Genomic DNA, 20,511 nt, shown 5'->3' on the forward strand with positions numbered 1-20,511 from the left:
TCAGGTGATCTCCAGCTGACGAAGACGGGTTTCGATGCGCTGCACAGTGAGGCTGGCCTGCCGTTGCAATCCGCCGTTCCAGCTCAGCAGCACCGGGGCCTGGCGACCGAGCTTCATCGGTCCGGCACCACGCACCAGCATCACCAGTTTCACGTCCAGATCCGGGCCGAAATACAGCGCCGCCAGGCTCGCCAGTGCGGGGTGCGCTTCACCGTCCGGCAAGAAACGCCCGGCCTGCGCCGAAGACAAGGGGCCAAGCGTCAGGCGAATCCCCGCGTGTTCATCCCAGACCCGAGTACCGGCCACGGCGCTGCGTCCGAGTTGCAGGTTGCGTCCGCCGGCCTTCATCACGCTGCGGCTGGCAGCCGGAATCTCACGCCATGCGCCTTCGTAGGCGCTCAGCTCCACCGGTACGGAAAACTGCTCGCGGACAACGGCTGCGAACCCCGCCAGAGATCGGCGGCCATCGGCGTAGAGCGCGGTGCAGGCCAGAACGGCGCAGTCTGGAATCCCTTGGCGTTCTTGCAGGGACTTGGGCAACAACCCGGTCAGCGCCCGCAATTGCGCTTGCACCGGCGAAGCGCCGGGCGTGGTAAAGCCGAGGGCGATCCGGTGTTTGCGCATCACCTTGTAGAGCAGGCTGAGCAGCCGATGCTGGAACAGATCGAGAAATTCGGCGGGCGCGAGATCCTTGGCCCGGGCCCGTTGTTGCAGCCATTCCTGATAGGCGTAGGGCAGCGGGCCGTCGGGACCGCCGAGGCCGAACATCGGAGTGTTCAGGGTCAGTGGTTCGCCCGGTTTTTCCTCAAGGCTTTCGATCTGGCTGGCGGCGAACACTGGCGTCAATGGCCCGCGCAGTTTCAACGCTTCGGTCTGCGGGGATGTACCCGAGCCAAGGGAATCGGCCTGCGGCTGTTCGCGCTCCAGCAACAGCAACGCCTGCAACCATTCGAATGCCTGCGGATCGCGGCGCAGTCGCTGGCCCAGCGTCAGAGCGACAGGGGCATGCCGGCTTGGGGTTGCCATGCCTTGACCTCCTTGTCAGCCTGCATGAGCACCGTGCGCACAAAGCGATTGGCCGTGGCGTACACCGAAAAGAACTGCGCGAGTACCGCCGAGAACAACACCGCGCTGCTGCCGACGAAATGTTGCGGATCGAGCTGCAATTGCACTTCGAGTCCATTGCGCCAGCCACGCCAGGCATCGGCGCCGACGTGGCCGATCACCCGTTCGCAAGCGAGGCCCAGCAAACCTTCGATCTGGCGCAGGGCGCTGGCTTCATCGCGCAGGTTATGCAGATGAAGAATTTCCTTCAGTGCATCCAGGGCCTGTGGCCCTTCGACCAGCGACAGATGATTGAGGGTCAGTTGCGACACCAGTCGCCAGCGTGAATCGCCGTCCAGTCGCGGCAGACTCTGCGGGCTCGGCGGATTGCGCAGGCGTGCCCACGCCACCGGCCCCGGCCGCTCGAATCCCAGCGGCGTACCGGCTGGCAGGCTCTGGGCCAGATGCCGGTTGGTGCACAGCAGTTCGGCCGTGAGGCTGTAGTCGGGCAGGTCGGTTTGCGGTTCAAAACGGGTGTCGACGACGCTGACCAGAAGATCACTGCCGAGCCGGTTCGGCGACTGGCCACTGACTCGCCGCGCATGCCAGTAACGCTGTTGATCGCCGCCGCTGTGCTGGCTGCCGTAATACGCCGGCAACCGTTGCACGCCGGCATTGGAGCTGGAGCGCATCCCTCGAATACTGTGGATCTCGACGCTGTTTTCCCGGTGGCTGTCGGCGATCAACCGGTATTCGCTGCGGGTGCCGTCGGGGCGCAACGGCTCGGAGGTGCGTGGGAACAGGTTGATCACCGGTGCACAGCCCAGTGCGATATCGCTGGCCTGCAAGTGCAAACGGCCGGCCGGTGCACGGTCGAAAACGATGTAGAGGTAGAGCGTCTGGCTGTCGCTGGAAACACCGCCGAGTGGCAGGTCGAAGAAATGAAACTTCTCGGGAAACGTAAAGTACTCTGCCAGAAGACGCATGCCCGGATGCACACCGTCCTCGTCCGGCAGCAAGACTTCGTCGTCGGCGAACCCGACGATCTGCGGCAGTCCCTTCAACTTCGCCGGAATACTTCCCGGTGAGCCTGCGAGTACCTGCACTGCATGAGCGCCGAGCAAGTCATAGAGGCCCGCGTTGATCACCGGTGAGGCGGCCAGATGAATGCGTAAACTTTCGATGTTCAGCTCAGACCATCGGCTTTCGCCAAGGCAACGCAGGCTCAGGCGCAAAGCCGAACGAGACTGCGCCACACCGGTCAACGCCTGGGCTTCGTCACTGCCGAGCAACAGTGCTTCAGTCACTTCGATCGGCCACAACCGCACCGCAGCACTGGTGCGAAAGTGAATGCTTTCGCCCTTGCTGGTGGTGACGAACAGCGGAGTGTCCCGGGGCAAGGGATAGCCGCCGTCGAGTTTGCCTTTGCTCGGGTCAGGCTCGAACTGCACGATGGCGCAAGACGGCAGCGGGCGCACGGCCAAGGGGTAGAGCTGCTCCAGCAACGCATCGCTGAACTCGGCGTAGTCGTCATCCAGACGCCGTTGCAGACGCGCCGCGAGCAGGGCGAAGCCTTCGAGCAATCGCTCGACGTGCGGGTCCGGGCATTCACCGGGAGACAGTTCCAGCCGCCGCGCAACCTTCGGATAGCGCTCGGCAAACTGGCTGCCGGCGTGGCGCAACCAGGTCAGTTCGCGTTGGTAGTAGTCGAGCAGTTGCGGGTCAATCGAGTCGCTCATGGCGCACCTCCAGCCCCTCGTTGCCCGGCTCGATGACAAATGCCACCGGCCAGTGCTGCGAGCCGCTGCGCAATTCGCCGAGCAGGCGGATGCTCAATCGCTGTGGCTGTTCGGGCAGGGGATTGACCTGAACCTCGCCCAGCAGCAGGCGCGGTTCGAAATGGGTGACGGCCTCGCGAATGTCCCTCGCCAGTCGACGACGGTCATCGCTGCGCTGTTGTTGCAGGGCGCTCCAATCGGCGATGCCGTAGTCGATCACGCTGGGCGGGGAGGTCAGCGGCCGTGGGCCGCGGCGAGTGTTGAACAGGCGCGACAGTTCCGTGTGCACCGAGTCGAGCAGCCCTTGCAGATCGAACGCCTGCGCGACATCGGACTCGCTGCACGCGAGGCGTTCGAACAGCGGCGCAAGGATACCGGTGCCTGCCATGGCCGGGGCGCCTGGTTAGCTGACCAGCTTGTTGGCGGCCAGATCCCAGGTCGAGGCAGCCGTGCCTTCCTTGGTGCCGTCGTCCTTCTGCGCGGTCAGCTCCCATTTGATTTTGGTGAAGTTCAGGGACAGGGTTTCCACCGGTTTGCCACCGGTACCGCCACTGACGCTGACGTTGGAAATCACCACATTGGTCAGGGTGTAGACAATGAACGGAAGCAGTTGGCCGCTGCCTTCGGCGGCGTTGCGGCCGATGGTGATCTTGGCTTCCGGAATCGGTTTGCCAGCGCAGCAGTATTCGTTGAGGGACGGCGTCGAGGTGTCGACGAATTTGGTCAGAGTGAACTCGCCGACATGGGGTTTGCCCGACGTCCGTTCCGAGTTGCTGACATCGTTGGTGACTTGCATCGCCACGTTGTGGCTGTAGGACATGACTTCGATCTTGTCCGCAAATCCCTCGAGCAGGCTGTCGCCTTTGATGTCGCCGCCGAGGTCGAGAATGATTGCATCCATCGCTTGAAACTCCTGAAGGTTATCGCGCTAGACAAACGGGGGAGCGCCCGCAGGGAAATCCTGCGGGCGCAGGCAGGTCAGGCTGCTACCGGAGGCGGCAGGGTGGCGACCAGGCGGATCGATGCCGTCAGCTCTTCCAGCTGGAAGTGCGGCCGCAGGAACACGGTCGCGCGATAGGCACCGGGTTTGCCGGCGACTTCGGTGACGTCCACCCGCGCTTCACGCAACGGGTACTGCGCCTTGATTTCCTGCGGCGCGTTGTCGTTGATCAGCACGTAGTCGGCGATCCAGTTGTTGAGGTAGGTCTGCACGTTGTCGCGGGTCATGAAACTGCCGACCTTGTCGCGCATGATCACCTTCAGGTAATGGGCGAAACGCGAGGCGGCGAGCACGTACGGCAACATCGCCGAGATGCGGGCGTTGGCGTTGGCCTCGTTGGTGTTGTAGACCTTGGACTTGTTGGTGGTCTGGCCGCCGAAGAACACCGCAATGTCGCTGTTCTTCTTGTGGCACAGGGCAATGAAGCCCAGGTCGTTGAGTTCCTTCTCGCGGCGGTCGGTGATCGCCACTTCGGTCGGACATTTCAGCGACAGATCACCGGAGCTGGTGCGGAAAGTATGCGCCGGCAGCCCTTCGACCGCGCCGCCACCTTCAGCACCACGGATCGCTGCGCACCAGCCGTACTTGGCAAAGGCTTCGGTGATGCGTTGCGACAGCGCCCACGCGGCGTTGCCCCACAAGTATTTGCTGTGGTCGGTGCCGTTGGTGTCTTCGACGTAGTTGATGCCTTCCACCGGTGAGGTATCCGGGCCGTAAGGCAGGCGCAGCAGGAAGTGCGGCAGCACCAGCGAGACATAGCGCGAGTCTTCGCTCTCACGGAACGAGCGCCATTTGATCAGCTCCTGGCTCTCGAAGACCTTCGACAGATCACGCGGCACGGCCAGTTCGGTGAAGCTGTTCATGTCGAACAGACGCGGGCTGGCGGCAGCGATAAACGGGGCATGGGCGGCCGCGGCGACGTTCGACAGTTTCTCCAGCAGGCCAATGTCCTGCGGGTGGCGGCCGAAAGTGTAGTCACCCACCAACAGGCTGAACGGGTGGCCACCGAAGGTGCCGTATTCCTCTTCGTAGATCTTTTTGAACAGGGCGCTCTGGTCGAACTCGACGGCTTTTTCCAGGTCGTTCTGCAACTCTTTCTGCGTCACGTTGAGCAGGCGCAGTTTCAACCGGGTGCTGGTTTCGGTGTTCTGCACCAGCATGTGCAGGCCACGCCAGGACGCTTCGAGTTTTTGCAGGTCCGGGTGATGCAGCACTTCGTTGAGCTGGGCGCTGATCAGCTCGTCGATCTGGCTGATGCGGTCGTTGATCATCGCCACGGTGTCCTTGTCGATGGCCATGCCTTCGTCGAGTACCTGGGTGGCGAATTCCGCGAGCATGTCGCGGGCGTAGTCCTGCTGGCTGTCGTCATGGGCCATGCGGCCCTCGGCGATGATCCGGTCAAGCAGGGATAAAGTTTCGGCGGCAGCATTTTCGCTGGCTTGATTCTGGGCGGCGGCGGGCATGGCGAATTCTTCCTCGGTCAGGTGGACGATCAGGCTTGCGGTTCGGCCGGGGCCTCGGCATCAGCTGCCGGGACAGCGGTGTCCGGGCGGGCCGATTTGATCTCTTGCAGGCCTTCGGTGTTGGCGATCACGTCGCGCAACAGCTTGTCGAGATCATCGTTGCCGTCGAGTTTGGTCAGCAGGTCGCGCAGGCGCTGACGGGCTTCGAACAGACGGCGCAGCGGGGTGACTTGCTCCACCACCTTGACCGGGTCGAAATCGTCGATGTGTTTGAAGTTGAGTTCGATGTTCAGCTTGCTGTCGTCGCCGCTGAGGGTGTTGTTGACTTGCAGCGTGGCGCGGGGGCCGATGGAAGCGAGCACTTCGTTGAAGTTGTCGCGGTCGATTTCGGTGAAGCGTCGTTCGGTCAGTTTCGCCAATGGTTCGAGCGGCTTGCCCGAGAGGTCGGCCAGGATCCCGACGACCAGCGGCAATTCCTTTTTCTCGATGGCGTTGCCGATTTCGACGTCATAGGTGATTTGCACTCGGGGCGGGCGAACCCGGTCGAGCTTGTGCTGGGTACTTTCTGCCATGTCGGCGGACTCCGATGCGATGAGCGGGCGCAATGCATCGGGGAGGCCCGTTCATCGCTTTCCCTTGCTGGACCACAGGTTAGAAAGGGAGGCAGATGACCTGTCGTTCCTTTGACAAACCTTCCACATTCGGCTGTAGGAACCGAACTACCCAAGACGCTAGAACAGGTCTATAAAAATGCAAGCGAAAAACATTTTTGGACTGCCTCGCGAAAAGGAAAATTCATTTTGTCTGGACGACTTTTTCTAACAATCGGTTTTGCGCTGCTCGCGGGGTGTTCGTTCTTCGGGCCGAAAGTCGACCTCGACAGCCTGACTCTCGACGTCGCGCCCAAGGCCAATGACGACACGCCGATCGCTGTGGACTTCATTGCGGTCAACGATCCGGATCTGCTCAAACAATTGTCGGGCATCAGCGCCCAGCAGTGGTTCGCCGGCCGCGAGCAGTACCAGCGCGACTATCGTCAGTTGATGAGCGTGTGGGGACTGGAGCTGGTGCCGGGGCAATTCATCGACCGCCAACCCTTCCCGCTGGGGGGCAAGCGGGCCGCTGGACTTTTAGTCTTCGCCAGCTATAACACACCCGGAGCGCACCGCTTGCGGCTGGACGATCAGAGCGATGCGTGGCTCAAGTTCGACAGCCGCGAGATGAGCCTGGTCAGCAAGGAAAACTGAAAAACACCGTCCGCCGCCGGTTCGCGGTGCAGTCGAAGGGAGTCGTATGAGTCTGCTACCTGACGCGGTCTGCTGGCATGAAGGCATGCAATTGCTGCCACAGCATTTTCAGTTGCAGGGCCTGCGGGCCGAGGCGCTCGGCGCGCATCTGGCCCAGGCCTGCAATCCGTGGTTCTTTGGGGTCAGTCACATGGAGTTCGACCCTTCGGCGATGAGTGCCGGGGTGGTGCGTGTGATGTCCTTGCAGGGAACGATGCCCGATGGTTTGCCGGTCAATCTGCAGGCGGGTGTCGGGCCGTTGCTGGAACTGGATGTCGGCCCGTCGATCAACGAAACCGACGATGCAACGGTCACCGTGTATCTGGCAATCAGCCCTTTGTGGCGTGCCGGTCAATTGCTGCCGCTCAAGGGCCGTTTACAGTCGGTGGTCGGCGAAGCTCTGCCGGATCTCACCAGCGGTGAGTTTCCCGAATCGATCACGGTGTGGCGACCCAATCCACGGCTGTGCACGCAACTGAACAAAGCCGATTCGATCTGCCTGCCGCTGCTGAAAATCCGCAAGGAGGGCGGCGGTTTCCTGCCGTTGCCCTATACACCGCCAACGCCGGTCCTGTTACCGGAGTCGCCGCTGGGTCGGCGGATTGCCGGGCTCTGCGCGCGGGCCCGGGAGAAATGTATGTTTCTCGGCGGGCGTCTGCGTCAGGCACAACAGTCCGGCAATCAGGACGATGCGCTGGAGATTCGCCGTCAACTGACCGCGTTATGGACGCGACTGCCGGAAGTCGAAGGCTCGCTGAACAGCCGCATCGCTCATCCGCAGGCATTGTATGTGCAGTTGCTGGGGCTGGCGGGTGCCTGGTCGGCGCTGGATCCGCTGGCAGGTGTGCCGTCGTTTGCACCGCTGGATTTTTTCGAATTGCAGCGTGGATACGAACCGCTGCTCGACTGGCTGGAAACCACGCTGGAACTGATCCGCGCCGGTTATCGCAGCATCGCCTTCGAACGCAGCGAACACAGTTTTTCCATTCAGTTGCCGGACGAACAACCCAGTCAGCGACTGGTCATCGGTCTGCGCATGCCCAACGGCGCCAGCGAACAGGCGGCCGGCGAGTGGTTGCGCGGGTCGATCATCGCTTCGGCGCCGCACATTGCCTTGCTCAGCCGTCAGCGCATGAGCGGCCTGACACACCAGGCCATGAGCCGCAGCGAACAAGTGGCCTACAGCGTCGGCGACGATACCCGACTGTTTGTGGTGACGGCTGAAGGCAACTGGTTCGACGCGCAGTTGCCGCTGATGATCGCCGCGCCGGCCACCCGGTTGACCAGCAGTCCGTGGCAAGTGGTGCTGTTTGTCGCCCAGAACAGTGAAAGTGCCTGATCACACAAGGAACGCCGTATGTCGCAAGGAAGTGCCGCAAGCCTTGGGTTGCAGGACGCACCGTTGAGCAGCGCGTTCCGTCAGACGTGGCAGCAATGGCAACTGGACTGGACTCAATTGCCCAAGGACATCGAGGACGATGCGGCGCTCGTCGAAACCGTGGTCGAGCTGTCCACCCAGGCTTCACAGCGTTTGTGGCGTACGGCGTTTTCGCGGGTCGGCGACTCGGCGACCGAACAGGTCAAGGCGCTGGTGTACGCCTTTGTGGCGCTGGTCGATGAAACCCTGCTGTTCAGCCCATGGCCGGGGCAGGGTGCCTGGCAGGAAAAGCCGTTGGAGTCGCGCCTGTATGCCAGTCGTCAGGCGGGTGAGCAACTGCCGGCGGCGATTCAAACCCTTCTTGATGAACAGCAACCCACCACCCGTGACCTCGCCAACGTCTACCTGCAATGTCTGATCCTCGGTTTCCACGGGCGCCTGCGCGGCGAGCACAGTCAGGCGCAATTGGAAAAATGGCGGCTGGCACTGTTCACCTTTGCCTGGCAGGACGAGGCCAGTTACGACGATGTCAGCCAGCGCCTGATGCAGCCGTCGCTGGCTGCGCCGCTGCAACTGCCGGTGCGCACGGCGTTGCCGGACGGCTTCCGTCTGGCGTTGGGCATTCTGGCGATGGTCTTGTTGCTGACCGGGATCGGTCAGTTCTTGTGGAGTGACATTCGTTCCGAGCTGGAGCCGGTGCTGCAAACCACCGACTCGATGGCGGCGCCGGAGCAAGACTCATGAGTACCTTGACGATCGTCGCGTGGGTGGTCGCCGTGGTGTTGCTGCTGGTGATCGTCGGTGTGGCGGTGTGGTGGCTGCGCACTCGAAGCGGCGCGGCGATCCGCAGCTTCTATCTTGCAGTGCGGCATATGGAGCAAGAGCAGGGCACTCACGATCGCTATCAGTTGCCATGGCTGCTGATGCTCGGCGATGAAGTCCAGGGCACGCAACTGGTGACGGAATGGCGCCTGCAACCCACCGACAAACCGGCCTGGTTCGGTCGTTGGTGGTCGGACCCCGAAGGCGCGGTACTGGTAGTGCCCCAAGGTCTGTTTCTGCCGGAAGACGGCATGCATCTGCAACGTGGCGGCTGGTGGCGATTGCTCGGGCTGATCCTGCGCCTGCGCAGCAAGCGCCCGCTCGACGGAGTGATCTGGACAGTGCCGGCCAGTCGCCTGGGCAATCTGGAGCAAGCGACGCAGTTGGGGCTTGCGGCGCGCCGACGCTTCATCGATCTGCTGCAGCGCTTTGGCCTGAGTGTGCCGGTGTACGTGATCGTCACCGGCCTTGAGGAGCTGCCGGGGTTTCAAGACCTGATCAGTGCGCTGCCGGATGAGGCACGCGAGCGCACGTTGGGCTGGTCGTCGCCATTTGCGCGGGATGCGGTGTGGCAGGGGCAATGGAGTGATCAGGCGCTGGATCGGCTGCACCGCGCCGTCGCCGAAGCAGTGATTGAAATCGGCACCTTGTCCGGGAATCTGAGTGCGGATCTCTATGCCTTGCCGGAGCGTCTCGAAACGCTGCGACGTGGTTTGCAAAACGTTCTGGAGCCGGTGTTCCAGGGCAACGCGCAGGGCGAGGCACCGTGTTTTCGCGGCGTGTATTTCAGCGCCAATCAACCGGCCGACGACGCACTGGACGGCTTCAGCGCCGATGACAGTGGCTTGCAGCGCAGCGTGTTCATGCGGCAGTTGTGGCGCCAGCGCCTGGTCGGCGAGCGTGGTCTGGCGCTGGGCGTGCCGCGCCTGTTGCGCCTGCGTCAGCGTTGGCAACGGCTGACGGCCGGCGTGGCGCTGGTGGTCGGGGTTGTCTGGGCGCTGGCGATGTTCTGGGTGTGGAACCAGTCGGTCAAGGACGCCCATGAACTGGCGCGGCTGATGCAGGGCGCGCACAAGAGCTACGTCACGGTCACCGATGACGCACACCGCGTCGAGCCGACCCGGCGCAACGTACAAAGCTTCTGGCGGGTACTGGAAAAAGCGCCGCACTGGCACTACGTGTCGCTGGCGTTCCCGTCTTCGTGGTTTTCTTCTGTGGACGTGAAGATCGAGCGGGCCGTGTTCCAGGCTGCCCAGCGTCATATGGTTGAGCCGCTGCATGCGTTGCTGGTGGCGGAGCTTGCGAAGATCAAGGCGATCCGCACGACGGATCGGCGCAACAGCGTCGAAAGCGAAGACCCGGCGCAGTGGCAGAACTACCAGAAAGCCACGGACCTGGTGGACCGGGCGCTGCGCCTGGAGCAACAGAACCAGTTGTTCGCCGAGGTGCAGAACAATCAGCGGGCCCCGCTGGACGACCTGGTGCAACTGAGCAACAACGCGCTGTCGCTCAACCTCAACGCGGCGACGGTGCCCCACGCCGCTTATTACAACCGGCTGTTGGCGGCGGGGGACAGCGGTGATTTGCAGGCCCTCGATCTGAGTGTCGAACGGCCGCAGATTGTCAGCAACTTCAACGGGCTGATGGAGCGCTGGCTCGATCAGTATTTCCTGGCCGACAATTTCGTCAGCAAGGCCGGCTACCTCAAGCTGCACCTGGAGCAGCTTGAGGCCGGGAGTGGCAACAGCCTCAGCGAGCTGGAAGACCTGCGCGCGCTGATCGATGACCTACAAGCGGCGATTGCCCTGACCAATTCGACCTGGAGTCGCGGCAAGGGCCAGGAACTGGTGCCGGGCTACCGTGAATTTCTCGACAAGGTGCGCAAAAGCACGTTGCTCGGGCCGGCGGTCGAGCAACAACTCGACGCCCAGGCGGGCAAGCTGCAGCAGAGTTTCCGCGATCAGTGGATTGCTCAGGTCGGTTCGCGCGGCAACTTGCTGGTGCAGCAGGGCAGCGGGCAACTGGCGTTGCAGGATCAGGTGGTGAAACTCAATAACGCGGTGCAGGCGCTGTTCAAGCGGGACTTCGTGTCCATCGCCATGCGGGCCACCGAAGATAACGTCAACCTGCAAGGCCAGACCGTCGATGGCGACGATCTCAATACCTCGCTCAACTACTTCACCAGCTACAAGAGTTATGTCGCCGAAGAACTGCCGCGCATTCCGCCGATTTATCGCGACGCGTTGCTGCAAGCGGCCGAAGGCGCGGCGGCGCAGGCCATGTGGTTGAGCCTGAAGGATCACAACGACCAGACGCATCCGTACGCCGTGTTCAATGTGCAGGCCGAGCAGGCCATGGCTTTGCAGAAGGCTTTTGTCGAGGTCCATCGCAGTGATCTGGCGGCGCGTCTGCAAAGTGCCTTGAACCGTCGGGCCATGGCGCAGATCGTCAACGGTCTGGATGAAATCACCGCGCAACCGCTGTTCGGTGGCCGGACTGAAATCAGTCAGTGGGACGGCTCGAAAAACCTCGGCCTGCAACTGTACGGCGCCAGCGATGTGCAGGATTTGAAGCTCAGCCTCAAGCAGCAATTCAACACCATGCTCGGCATCACCGAAAGGCGCACTTCGGCGTTGCAGTGGCTGATGACCCAGCAGGGCAATCTGTCGGCGCTGGATTACGAGCGGGTGACCCAGTTCAGCGCACTCAACGACGAACTGCTCAAGTACAAGGATTCGAACCCGGCCAGTTCGCCGGCACAGATCGAGCAATTGGTCAGTCGCGATTTCATTGAAATGGACACGGGCTCCTGCGTGCAGGTGTTACAGACCGCCAATCTGGCAGGCGGGCGCGGCACCCTGGCGATGCGAGCGGTGGAGTTGCAACAGTCGGCCATGCAGCGTTGCCAGTACCTGCAACAGCAGCAGGCCGCAGCGGCGTGGAATGAGCTGGCCAACTATTTCAATCAGTACCTGGCCGATCGCTTCCCGTTTGCCAACGGCGTGCAGGCGCAGGATGCCGACCCGGCGCGGGTTCAGCATTTTCTGGAGATCATCGATAAACGCCTGCCGGTGGCCCAGGCCGGACTGGTGCTGAGCCAGACCCCGGAACGACTGGCAGCGGAAGATTTTCTTAACCGTTTGAAGCAGGCGAGCCTCTGGCTGACCCCGCTGTTCGTGCGTGACAAGAGTGGCATTCTCGGGGTCGAGATGGACGTCCGCTGGCGTACCGACCGCGATGATGAGCGTGGCGCCGATCAGGTGATCGCCGGGGGCTTGCTGGCCGGCAGTCAGCAGATCAGCTATCCCGCCGCCGAGCAGCAGAACCTGCGCTGGATGGTTGGCCAGCCGATCCGCCTGACCCTGCGCTGGGCGCGCAACGGCCGCGAGCGCCCGGTCAACGATCCGCTGCAACCGAACCTGGTGGTGCGCGACATGGAGGCGGGGTGGGAGTACGGCGGGCCATGGTCATTGCTGCGGCTGATGCGCGCGCATTTCTCGGTCCAGCGCCAGCCAAGCATGGATTACACGGATTTCCCCTTGACCTTGCGCCTGCCGGTCACCGCACTCAACGACAGCGTCACCACGGAGTTCACCCGGATGTTCGTGCGTCTGTCGTTGATGAGTCAGGGCTCGAAACTGCCGTTGTCGATTCCACCGTTGCCGACCCGGGCGCCGCGTTCGCCGTTCCAGGTGACCGGCACCACCGCCGCCATTGAATCCCGCGAGGAGGGCCTGTGAGCCTGCCATCTGCAACCTTGCCCGACCTGATCGATCAGTTGCTCGCACCGGTCAGCGCCGATACGCCGTGTGGTGCTGATCTGCGTTATGAACGCGAGTTCGATCAATTGCGTGACCTGCGCCGTGAAGACGATGCGAGCCTGCCGACCGGAGTCTGGCAATCGACGCTGAAACAGGCGAACTGGCCGGCAGTGGAAAAACTCACCACGACCTTGCTGATCGAGCGCAGCAAAGACCTGATGCTCAGCGCCTGGCTCGGCGAGGCCTGGTTGCATCTTCAGGGGCTGGACGGTTTGCCCGGGAGCCTGGCGCTGATCGCGGGATTGTGTGAGCGTTATCCCGAGCAGTTGCATCCACGGGCCGAGGAAGGTGATCAGTCGTGGCGGGTGATTCCGCTGGAGTGGCTGGTGCGTCGGTACAGTGAGGTGCTGCTGACCCGGGTGCCGCTGTTCGGCTCCCACAACAGCGATTTCGAGGCGTACAACCTGGAAACCTGGCGCCGCTTGCAGGTGCAGCAGGTGCAGGTCAACGACAGCAAGAATGCCAAGACTTCGGCAGAGACCGCACGCAATGAACAGAAGAAGCTCAGCGAACAGGTGCGCGCCACGCCATTGGCATTCTGGCTGCGCCAACAGGGCAATCTGCTGCTGAGCCAGCAACACCTGCAGCGCCTGAACGCCTGGAGCGATACGTATCTGGGCGATCTAGGGCCAGGTTTTCAGCCCTTGCAGGACATCATTCAAGCGCTGCTGAAACTGGTTCAGGAGTTCATCGCCATGCACCCGCAAAAACCGGCGCCGGTCGCCGCTGTCGAAGCCCCTGTGGTGGAGGCGCCGCCGGTCGATGAAGCACCCGTGGCGGCGCAGGTCTTTCGTGAGCCGGGGAGCCGTGAAGAGGCCTATCGGCAATTGCTGCTGATTGCCGAGTATCTGGCCCGCACTGAACCCCACAGCCCCGTGCCATACCTGATACGGCGCGGGGTGGAGTGGGGCAACAAGCCGCTGAGCGAACTGCTCGGCGAGTTGATCTCGGCCGACGCCGAATCGCGGCGGCTCTGGACGTTGCTCGGCGTGCTTTAGTGCACGCGCTGGTTATTCTGCTTCGGCGGCAGTGTCAGCGGTGTCAGCACCGGTTCCCCGGCAAAGAACGCCACCAGGTTTTTCCCCACCAGCTCCACGGTGCCCTGGGTGGCTTCCGGTGACAGGCCGGCGACGTGCGGGGTGAGAATCACGTTGCTCAAGGTTTTCAGCACATCGGGTACCCGTGGTTCGTGGTCGAACACATCGAGTGCGGCGCCGGCAATTCGACGTTGTTCAAGCGCGGTGATCAGGTCTGCCGTGTTGATCACGCTGGCGCGGGCAATGTTGACGATAAAACCTTTAGGGCCCAGCGCATCCAGCACGGGACGGGTCACCAGATGCTGGCTGCCGATGCCGCCGGGTGTCGCCACCACCAGAAAATCCGAGGCCCGGGCCAGTTCGGTCGGGGTCGAGCAGAAGGCGTAGGGCACATCGTTGCGCACCTGGCGGTTGTGGTAGCTGATCTCCATGTCGAAACCCAGGTTCGCGCGTTTTGCGATGGCCATACCGACCGCACCGAGCCCGAGAATCCCCAGCCGCTTGCCTGCCAGGGACGGGCGCATGATCTTCGGCCATTCGCCACGGCGTACGGCGGCATCGCAGCGCGGAATGTCGCGCACCAACGCCAGCAGCAGTGCCATGGCATGGTCGGCCACCGACGAGGCATTGACGCCGGCGCCGTTGGTCACGGTCAGCCCCCGGTTGCTGGCGGCTTGCAGGTCCACCTGTTCGTATCCTGCGCCGATCACGCAGATGATTTTCAGTGCAGGCAATGCAGCGATTTCTTCAGCGTACAGACCCAGCGGGCCACGGGTCAGTACCGCGTCGATGCGTGCACCATGGACGGCAATCGCCTGGGCACGTTCGGCGGGCGTCGGGGCGAGAATCAGGTGAAAGCCCTGTCGTTCGAGAATGGGCAGGTAGTCATTGATGGTTTCAACCAGTACCAGAACGGTGGCGGGCATTGCTCGGCTCCTGTGATCGTCGGCGTGTCGGTCGCGAAAGTCGTGTCAGAGTGCTGATTCCAGAGCGGTTTGGCAATGGCCGGCACTGCCCCGCACCAGCCAGTGTAGGAGCTGATACGGAGAGCGCGTGGGCGCTTCGTCAGAAGGCAACGTCGGCAGTGTTGATCAACCGCGCGAACGCCGCGCCGAGGGTTGCGTTGTGGTGCTCGATGATCGCCTGGGCCGGTAGTGCGGGTGTGTCCATGCAAGTGTGGGCATCGGCTACCAGCAATGGTTTGAAGCCCAGATCGGCAGCGGCGCGGCAGGTGCTGTCGATGCAGAACTGGGTTTTCATGCCGACGATGTACAGATCTTCGATTTTCGCGGCGTTGAGTTGTTGAGCCAGATCTGTGCCGTGGAAGGCATTGGGGCGGGATTTGTCGATGAAGGTGGCGTTTTCAGCGGCCAGCTCAAGTGCTGGCAATAACTGCCAGAACGCACTGCCGGCGGCAATCGGCGAGCCAACCGGCCCAGTGTGGCGCACGGCAAGGATCGGCACTTGCCGTTGGCGTGCCCGGGCGATCAAGTGCTGGATGTTGGCGAGCATACGTTCGCCGTCGTAGGGTTCTTCCTGACCCTGGAACAGGCCGACCTGCATATCGATGATCAACAGTGCTGCGGACATGGTGTTTCTCCTTGGGTACCAAACTTGCCGCACGGACGGGAGAAACAACAAGGCCCCGTCCATTGCTGGCGGGGCCTTGGGTTTGCTGCGCTGGATTTACCTCAGGCGCAAACACCACGACCCGCCGATGGCGGTCGTGGTGGTACGGGTGAGGTGCAACGCGCAAAGGTTCATGGGGCCGATCATGCTGGCGGCGTCAACGGGCTGTCAACAGATGCATCAACTGGCGTACTGGGCGATGCCGTTGCCGAATGACCAGTTTTCTTTCTTCACTTCCACCAGATTGATGAACACATCCTCCAGACGGATCGACAGGTGCGTGTTCAGGTTCTGGGCGATGGTCTGGTACAGCGCCTTTTTCTGCTCCAGCGTTCGACCCTCATTGAGGGTGATCTGGATGATCACCAGTTGGTCGCTGCGCTGGATCCCCAGGTATTGCGTATCAAAAATGAAATGCTCGCCGTCGTGTTCGGCCAGGATCTGGAAGTTGTCGTGCTCCGGAACGTTGATCGTGCTGCGCATGGCGGCGTAGATCTGCTCGCCGACGCGTTTGGCGAAGGTCGGGTCGGGGCGTTTCTTGAGTTCGACACGGACGAGGGGCATGAGAGGGCTCCATGGGGCAGGGGACTGGAAGCGGCTGCCAGTCGGTTCGCAATTGGGTATAGCCGAAAAATGCCATTGGGTGAGGCTGTTTAAAAACGTTAGGAAATGAACGCACCGTCCTGCGGGATTTACGGATGTTGCCTACGAGTGCTGCCGGATTTATCCGCTATACGGCGAGATGTGAAGCACGAAACCATAGAGAGCAGGACAGGACGCGCTCTTCAGGATGGAGCAGCGGCCTGGACGGAAATCGCCATCAGCCAAGGAAGGCCAATGCTTCAAAACAACCGCGAAAATCTGGAACTCGACAGGCTGCATAACGAAACGCGAAAACTGGTGGCTGAAAGGCAGAAGCTTCTGGCGGAAGAGAAGAAGCTGAAGTGGGAGACGTATTTTTATCCAGTCGCGGTAGTGGCCGGCGTGTTAACGGCAAGCGCGGCATTAGCGGGCGTCTTTTTCAAGTTTTGAGCGTTCGTTTTCGCAATCTTCAGACACATGACCCAAAAGGAAATCAACATGAGCACCTATGACGCCAAAGCCAGAATGGAACAACTGGAGCGGGAACACGATGAGTGGGCCGAGAAAATACGTATAAAAAACAAGAAAGAAATGCGCCCGATCTGGGGCTTGCTGGGTCTGGGCATCTTCTGCATGTCCCTTGGCTTCATATTGGCCCGGTCGATTTGATCGGGTTTACCCATGGCACATTCGGCGCCGGTACTTGCCATAAAACGACATCTGGCGTATCTGGCGCCGACAGAGTTTTTTCCAAAAACGACATTCGTCCGATCTGCTCCGCACAACCATTCCTCAGCTAAGTCTTTGCTTCCGCTCATTTATCGCGGAGAATCGCGCCCCTGTTTCGGCCGGAGCATGTCTGTCGGTTTTTTCCGACGCGTCCTGACCGAGTGGCAAGTGACCGGAATGCGGAGATCCGACCGGATGAATGATCAGGCCAATAGCGTCGAACAACGCTTTGAAGCTGCAGCACCAGCGCAACTGTTGAGCTGGAATCGCCATGACACTACCTGGATGTTGGGACTGTTTGGGACGGCCATCGGCGCCGGTACCCTGTTTTTGCCGATCAACGCAGGTCTGGGTGGCTTCTGGCCGCTGGTGATCCTCGCGTTGCTGGCATTCCCCATGACTTTCTTCGCACACCGCGGTCTGACCCGCTTCGTGCTTTCCGGTCGCGAAGGCGCCGACATCACTGAGGTGGTGGAACAGCATTTCGGCATCAAGGCCGGTGCGCTGATCACCTTGCTGTACTTCTTCGCGATCTTCCCGATCCTGCTGATCTACAGCGTCGGCCTGACCAACACCGTCGCCAGCTTCCTCGAACACCAATTGCACATCACGCCGCCGCCCCGCGCGCTGCTGTCGTTCGTGCTGATCCTCGGCCTGCTGGCCGTGGTGCGCTGCGGCGAGCAAGTGATCGTCAAGGCCATGAGTCTGATGGTGTATCCGTTCATCGTTGCGCTGCTGTTCCTCGCCGTGTACCTGATTCCGCACTGGAATGGCGGCATCCTGAGCACCGCTTCGCAGGTGCCGGCTCCTTCGGCGTTGCTGCACACGCTGTGGCTGGCGATTCCGGTGATGGTGTTCTCGTTCAACCACTCGCCGATCATTTCGGCATTCGCGGTGGACCAGAAGCGTCGTTACGGCGTTCACGCCGACGAGCGCAGCTCGCAGATCCTGTCCCGCGCCCACCTGCTGATGGTGGTGATGGTGCTGTTCTTCGTCTTCAGCTGCGTGCTGACCCTGTCGCCAGAGCAACTGGCTGAAGCCAAGGCGCAGAACCTGTCGATCCTGTCGTACCTGGCCAACCACTTCAGCAACCCGACCATCGCGTTCGCAGCGCCGTTGATTGCGTTCGTGGCCATCTCCAAGTCGTTCCTCGGTCACTACATCGGTGCCAGCGAAGGTCTGAAAGGCTTGATCGTCAAGAGCGGCAAGCGCCCGGGTGCCAAGGCTCTGGATCGGATCGTTGCGGCATTCATGCTGCTGGTGTGCTGGATCGTGGCGACCCTGAACCCGAGCATCCTCGGCATGATCGAGACCATCGGTGGCCCGGTCATCGCGGCGATCCTGTTCCTGATGCCGATGTATGCGATTCGCAAAGTACCGGCAATGGCCCGCTATCGTGGTCAGGCGTCGAACGTGTTTGTCACCGCCGTAGGCCTGGTGGCAATCTCTGCGTTGATCTACTCGCTGACGGCTTGATTCCAGGCCCGCAGCATCCAGGCGGGAGCGAGCCATTCGCTCCCGCTTTTGCAAGACCTCCTCAGTGCCTGATCCAGGGCACACATCCCAAGGCATAAACGGCTACGCTTGAAAGGCACTTTTCCCGGAGATGCCTCATGCCCCGTGCCCGACCGCAACTGATCAGCGCCAAACTGGAAAAACTTCATCCTACCCAGCTCACGGTCGGCCTCGCCGAAGTCGCTGACAAGCGTCAGGAATGGAAGAAACTCAAACGCAAGGAGCGGGCGGCGGCGCTGGATAACCACTGGTTCCCCAGTGTGCTCGGGCCTGAAGGCGTCTATTACATTGTCGATCACCACCACTTCGGTCTTGCGCTGATTCAGGAAGAGGTCAAGAAGGCGTCTTTGCTGGTGCTCAAGGACCTGTCATTTGTCGATCCGGTAACGTTCTGGAGTGTGATGAACTTCAACCAGTGGGCGCATCCCTATGATGGGCGCGGTGCGCGGCGCACCTTCGAAGCCATTCCAAAATCCATCGTCGATCTGCAGGACGACCCTTATCGCAGCCTTGCCGGACGCTTGCGCCGGGCGGGTGGCTACGCCAAGGACGCCACGCCCTACAGCGAATTCCTCTGGGCAGACTTCTTCCGCAGCCGTATCGCCAGCGACCAGATCAACGATCTGACTCCCAAATTACAGACCAAAGCCATGAACCTGGCGCGCAGCCAGGAAGCTCGGTATCTGCCGGGGTGGGTGGGTCCGATTGTCAACTGAACCCCTAAGCGCTGCTTCCCGACCCGAAGTACAAAGTCGCAGTCAGGACTTGCTGGCCGGGCTGTCGATTGCCGGCCTGTTGCTGCCCGAGGCGGTGGCGTATTCCAGTATCGCTGCGTTGCCGCCCCAGGCCGGGGTGATCGCGTTGTTTGCCGGGCTGTTGTGTTACGCGCTGATGGGCACCAGCCGGTTCGCCGTGGTTTCGGCTACTTCATCCTCGGCAGCGGTGCTGGCGGCGGCAACTGCCTCGTTGGCCGGTGGCGATCCGGCATTACGCCTGAGCCTCGCGGTCGGTCTGGTGTTGATGACTGGCGTGCTGTTTCTGCTGGCGGGGCTGTTCAAGCTCGGCAGTGTCACTTCATTTATTGCCAAACCGGTGTTGCGCGGATTTGCCCTGGGGCTGGCAGTGACGATCATCCTCAAACAGGTGGCGAGCGTCGTCGATGTGCACCTGACGGACAGCAACCTGATTCGCTTTCTGCCGCAGTTGCTGGAGCAGTGGCCGCAATGGAACCTGGCGGGCGCCGGGGTCGCGGTGGTGGCGTTGCTTTTGCTGATGCTCTGCGCGCGGTATCGCCGGATGCCGGGCGGACTGATCGTCGTAGCGCTGGGCATTGCCGCCAGTCAGTGGCTGAACCTGCCGGCCCACGGGGTGAAGCTGATCGGAGTCATCGATCTGGCGCTGGAGATGCCACGCCTGCCGAACATGCCGTTTGCCGACTGGCTGCGCCTCGGCGAGCTGGCGTTTGCCATGGTGATGATTCTGTATGCCGAGTCCTATGGCTCGATCAGCTCGTTTGCCTTGAAGCACGGCGACCGGGTGTCGTCGAACCGCGATCTGCTGGCCCTCGGTGCGTCGAATCTGTTGTCGGGCCTGTTCCATGGCATGCCGGCCGGGGCAGGGTACTCGGCAACTTCGGCCAACGAAGCGGCGGGGGCTACATCACGGTTGGCGGGTGTCGTCGCGGCGGCCGTAGTGCTGCTGATCGTATTGACGGTGCTGCCGTACATCGCCATGACCCCGGAGCCGGTGCTGGCCGCGATCGTGATTCACGCCTTGGCGCGGGCATTGAGTCTGCAACCGCTGGGCCGCTACTTCATCTGGCGTCGTGACCGCTTGCTGGTGATCTGCGCGGTGGCGGCGGTGCTGGTGCTGGGGGTGCTCGACGGCTTGCTGCTGGCGGTGGCGATCAGCGTGGTGCTGATGCTGAAACAGATGTCCTCGGCGGATATCCAGGTGCTGGGGCAAATGGGCGGCGGTCATGATTATGTTGATGTGCAGCGTCATCCGGATGCCCGGGAAATCCCCGGCGTGCTGATCGTGCGGCCGAGCGAGGCACTGTTCTTTGCCAATGTGGAACGGATACTCGGCGGCGCGCTTCGGCTGGCCCGCCATGCGCCGGCGACGGTGCACACGATCATCCTGAGTCTGGAAGAGTCGCCGGATCTGGACGGCACCAGCATCGAGGCGCTGGAGGCTTTCTTCCTGCAGGTGCGGGCCGAGGACAAACTGTTGATTCTGGCGCGCCTCAAGCATGAGGCGCAGACCGTGCTGGCACAATTGCCGGAGCTGGAACGCGAGCAGGTGCTGTTGAGTGGTTTGAGTGTGGATGAGGCGGTGCAGCAGGCACTGAAGCTCAATGCTTGAGTTTCCGGAGGCATAAAAAAACGCCGCTCATCTCGCGATGGGCGGCGTTTTTCATTGCGTTGC

At 61.8% G+C, this 20,511-nt stretch carries 19 protein-coding genes; 10 read left to right on the top strand and 9 right to left on the bottom strand.

Going from position 1 to position 20,511, the window contains the following annotated elements:
- From tssG to tssB, 6 genes are all read right to left on the bottom strand, one after another.
- The gene (gene tssG, locus ACW9HX_RS16020; protein ID WP_457381346.1) at positions 1-1,026 is read right to left on the bottom strand and encodes a type VI secretion system baseplate subunit TssG; all 1,026 of its coding nucleotides are present in this window, start codon (positions 1,024-1,026) and stop codon (positions 1-3) included.
- On the bottom strand, positions 990-2,783 hold the full coding sequence (tssF, locus tag ACW9HX_RS16025) for a type VI secretion system baseplate subunit TssF (RefSeq protein WP_457381347.1): 1,794 nt from the start codon (positions 2,781-2,783) through the stop codon (positions 990-992). Before tssF ends, tssG begins: the two co-directional genes overlap by 37 nt.
- Positions 2,767-3,210, bottom strand: coding sequence for a type VI secretion system baseplate subunit TssE (gene tssE, locus ACW9HX_RS16030; protein WP_457381348.1), 444 nt, complete (start codon positions 3,208-3,210; stop codon positions 2,767-2,769). The genes tssF and tssE overlap by 17 nt, the downstream gene beginning before the upstream one ends.
- A gap of 15 nt (positions 3,211-3,225) precedes the next feature.
- Positions 3,226-3,723 (bottom strand): Hcp family type VI secretion system effector, encoded by a 498-nt coding sequence (locus ACW9HX_RS16035; RefSeq protein WP_457381349.1) that lies wholly within the window; start codon positions 3,721-3,723, stop codon positions 3,226-3,228.
- 77 nt (positions 3,724-3,800) lie between these two features.
- Positions 3,801-5,285 (bottom strand): type VI secretion system contractile sheath large subunit, encoded by a 1,485-nt coding sequence (gene tssC / locus ACW9HX_RS16040; RefSeq protein WP_039767165.1) that lies wholly within the window; start codon positions 5,283-5,285, stop codon positions 3,801-3,803.
- A 29-nt stretch (positions 5,286-5,314) separates the two neighbouring features.
- Complete coding sequence (tssB, locus tag ACW9HX_RS16045; protein ID WP_169430825.1) at positions 5,315-5,857, bottom strand: type VI secretion system contractile sheath small subunit; 543 nt, start codon at positions 5,855-5,857, stop codon at positions 5,315-5,317.
- Positions 5,858-6,085: 228 nt separating this feature from the next.
- Here tssB and ACW9HX_RS16050 point away from each other — a divergent pair, with 228 nt between their 5' ends.
- From ACW9HX_RS16050 to tssA, 5 genes are read left to right on the top strand one after another with little or no spacing between them, the layout of a single operon-like run.
- A complete protein-coding gene (locus tag ACW9HX_RS16050) occupies positions 6,086-6,532 on the top strand; it encodes a type VI secretion protein (protein ID WP_457381350.1) in 447 nt (148 codons plus the stop codon).
- A gap of 46 nt (positions 6,533-6,578) precedes the next feature.
- On the top strand, positions 6,579-7,910 hold the full coding sequence (tssK, locus tag ACW9HX_RS16055; RefSeq protein WP_457381351.1) for a type VI secretion system baseplate subunit TssK: 1,332 nt from the start codon (positions 6,579-6,581) through the stop codon (positions 7,908-7,910).
- A gap of 18 nt (positions 7,911-7,928) precedes the next feature.
- Positions 7,929-8,693 carry a DotU/TssL family secretion system protein gene (locus ACW9HX_RS16060; protein ID WP_457381352.1) on the top strand — a complete coding sequence of 255 codons (765 nt, stop codon included), beginning with the start codon at positions 7,929-7,931 and terminating at the stop codon, positions 8,691-8,693.
- A complete protein-coding gene (locus tag ACW9HX_RS16065; RefSeq protein WP_457381353.1) occupies positions 8,690-12,511 on the top strand; it encodes a type VI secretion system protein in 3,822 nt (1,273 codons plus the stop codon). The genes ACW9HX_RS16060 and ACW9HX_RS16065 overlap by 4 nt, the downstream gene beginning before the upstream one ends.
- On the top strand, positions 12,508-13,590 hold the full coding sequence (gene tssA / locus ACW9HX_RS16070) for a type VI secretion system protein TssA (protein WP_457381354.1): 1,083 nt from the start codon (positions 12,508-12,510) through the stop codon (positions 13,588-13,590). Before ACW9HX_RS16065 ends, tssA begins: the two co-directional genes overlap by 4 nt.
- Here the strand turns inward: tssA and ACW9HX_RS16075 are convergent.
- The 3 genes from ACW9HX_RS16075 to ACW9HX_RS16085 form a co-directional block, all read right to left on the bottom strand.
- A complete protein-coding gene (locus ACW9HX_RS16075) occupies positions 13,587-14,555 on the bottom strand; it encodes a 2-hydroxyacid dehydrogenase (RefSeq protein WP_457381355.1) in 969 nt (322 codons plus the stop codon). The two genes, tssA and ACW9HX_RS16075, sit on opposite strands and share 4 nt — an antisense overlap.
- A gap of 139 nt (positions 14,556-14,694) precedes the next feature.
- Entirely contained in the window at positions 14,695-15,219 is a 525-nt protein-coding gene (locus tag ACW9HX_RS16080; protein ID WP_457381356.1) for a cysteine hydrolase family protein, read from the bottom strand.
- A gap of 219 nt (positions 15,220-15,438) precedes the next feature.
- The gene (locus ACW9HX_RS16085; protein ID WP_096820206.1) at positions 15,439-15,822 is read right to left on the bottom strand and encodes a tautomerase family protein; all 384 of its coding nucleotides are present in this window, start codon (positions 15,820-15,822) and stop codon (positions 15,439-15,441) included.
- Positions 15,823-16,095: 273 nt separating this feature from the next.
- Between ACW9HX_RS16085 and ACW9HX_RS16090 the strand changes: the two genes are divergently transcribed.
- From ACW9HX_RS16090 to ACW9HX_RS16110, 5 genes are all read left to right on the top strand, one after another.
- The gene (locus ACW9HX_RS16090; RefSeq protein WP_064597508.1) at positions 16,096-16,290 is read left to right on the top strand and encodes a hypothetical protein; all 195 of its coding nucleotides are present in this window, start codon (positions 16,096-16,098) and stop codon (positions 16,288-16,290) included.
- 48 nt (positions 16,291-16,338) lie between these two features.
- Positions 16,339-16,509, top strand: coding sequence for a hypothetical protein (locus ACW9HX_RS16095; protein ID WP_249486693.1), 171 nt, complete (start codon positions 16,339-16,341; stop codon positions 16,507-16,509).
- A gap of 255 nt (positions 16,510-16,764) precedes the next feature.
- Positions 16,765-18,045, top strand: coding sequence for an HAAAP family serine/threonine permease (locus tag ACW9HX_RS16100; protein ID WP_457381357.1), 1,281 nt, complete (start codon positions 16,765-16,767; stop codon positions 18,043-18,045).
- 137 nt (positions 18,046-18,182) lie between these two features.
- Positions 18,183-18,800 (top strand): ParB-like protein, encoded by a 618-nt coding sequence (locus ACW9HX_RS16105; RefSeq protein WP_457381358.1) that lies wholly within the window; start codon positions 18,183-18,185, stop codon positions 18,798-18,800.
- Complete coding sequence (locus tag ACW9HX_RS16110) at positions 18,790-20,448, top strand: SulP family inorganic anion transporter (RefSeq protein ID WP_457381359.1); 1,659 nt, start codon at positions 18,790-18,792, stop codon at positions 20,446-20,448. The genes ACW9HX_RS16105 and ACW9HX_RS16110 overlap by 11 nt, the downstream gene beginning before the upstream one ends.
- The last annotated feature ends 63 nt before the right edge of the window (positions 20,449-20,511 follow it).

The organism is Pseudomonas sp. SDO52101_S400, assembly GCF_054071635.1.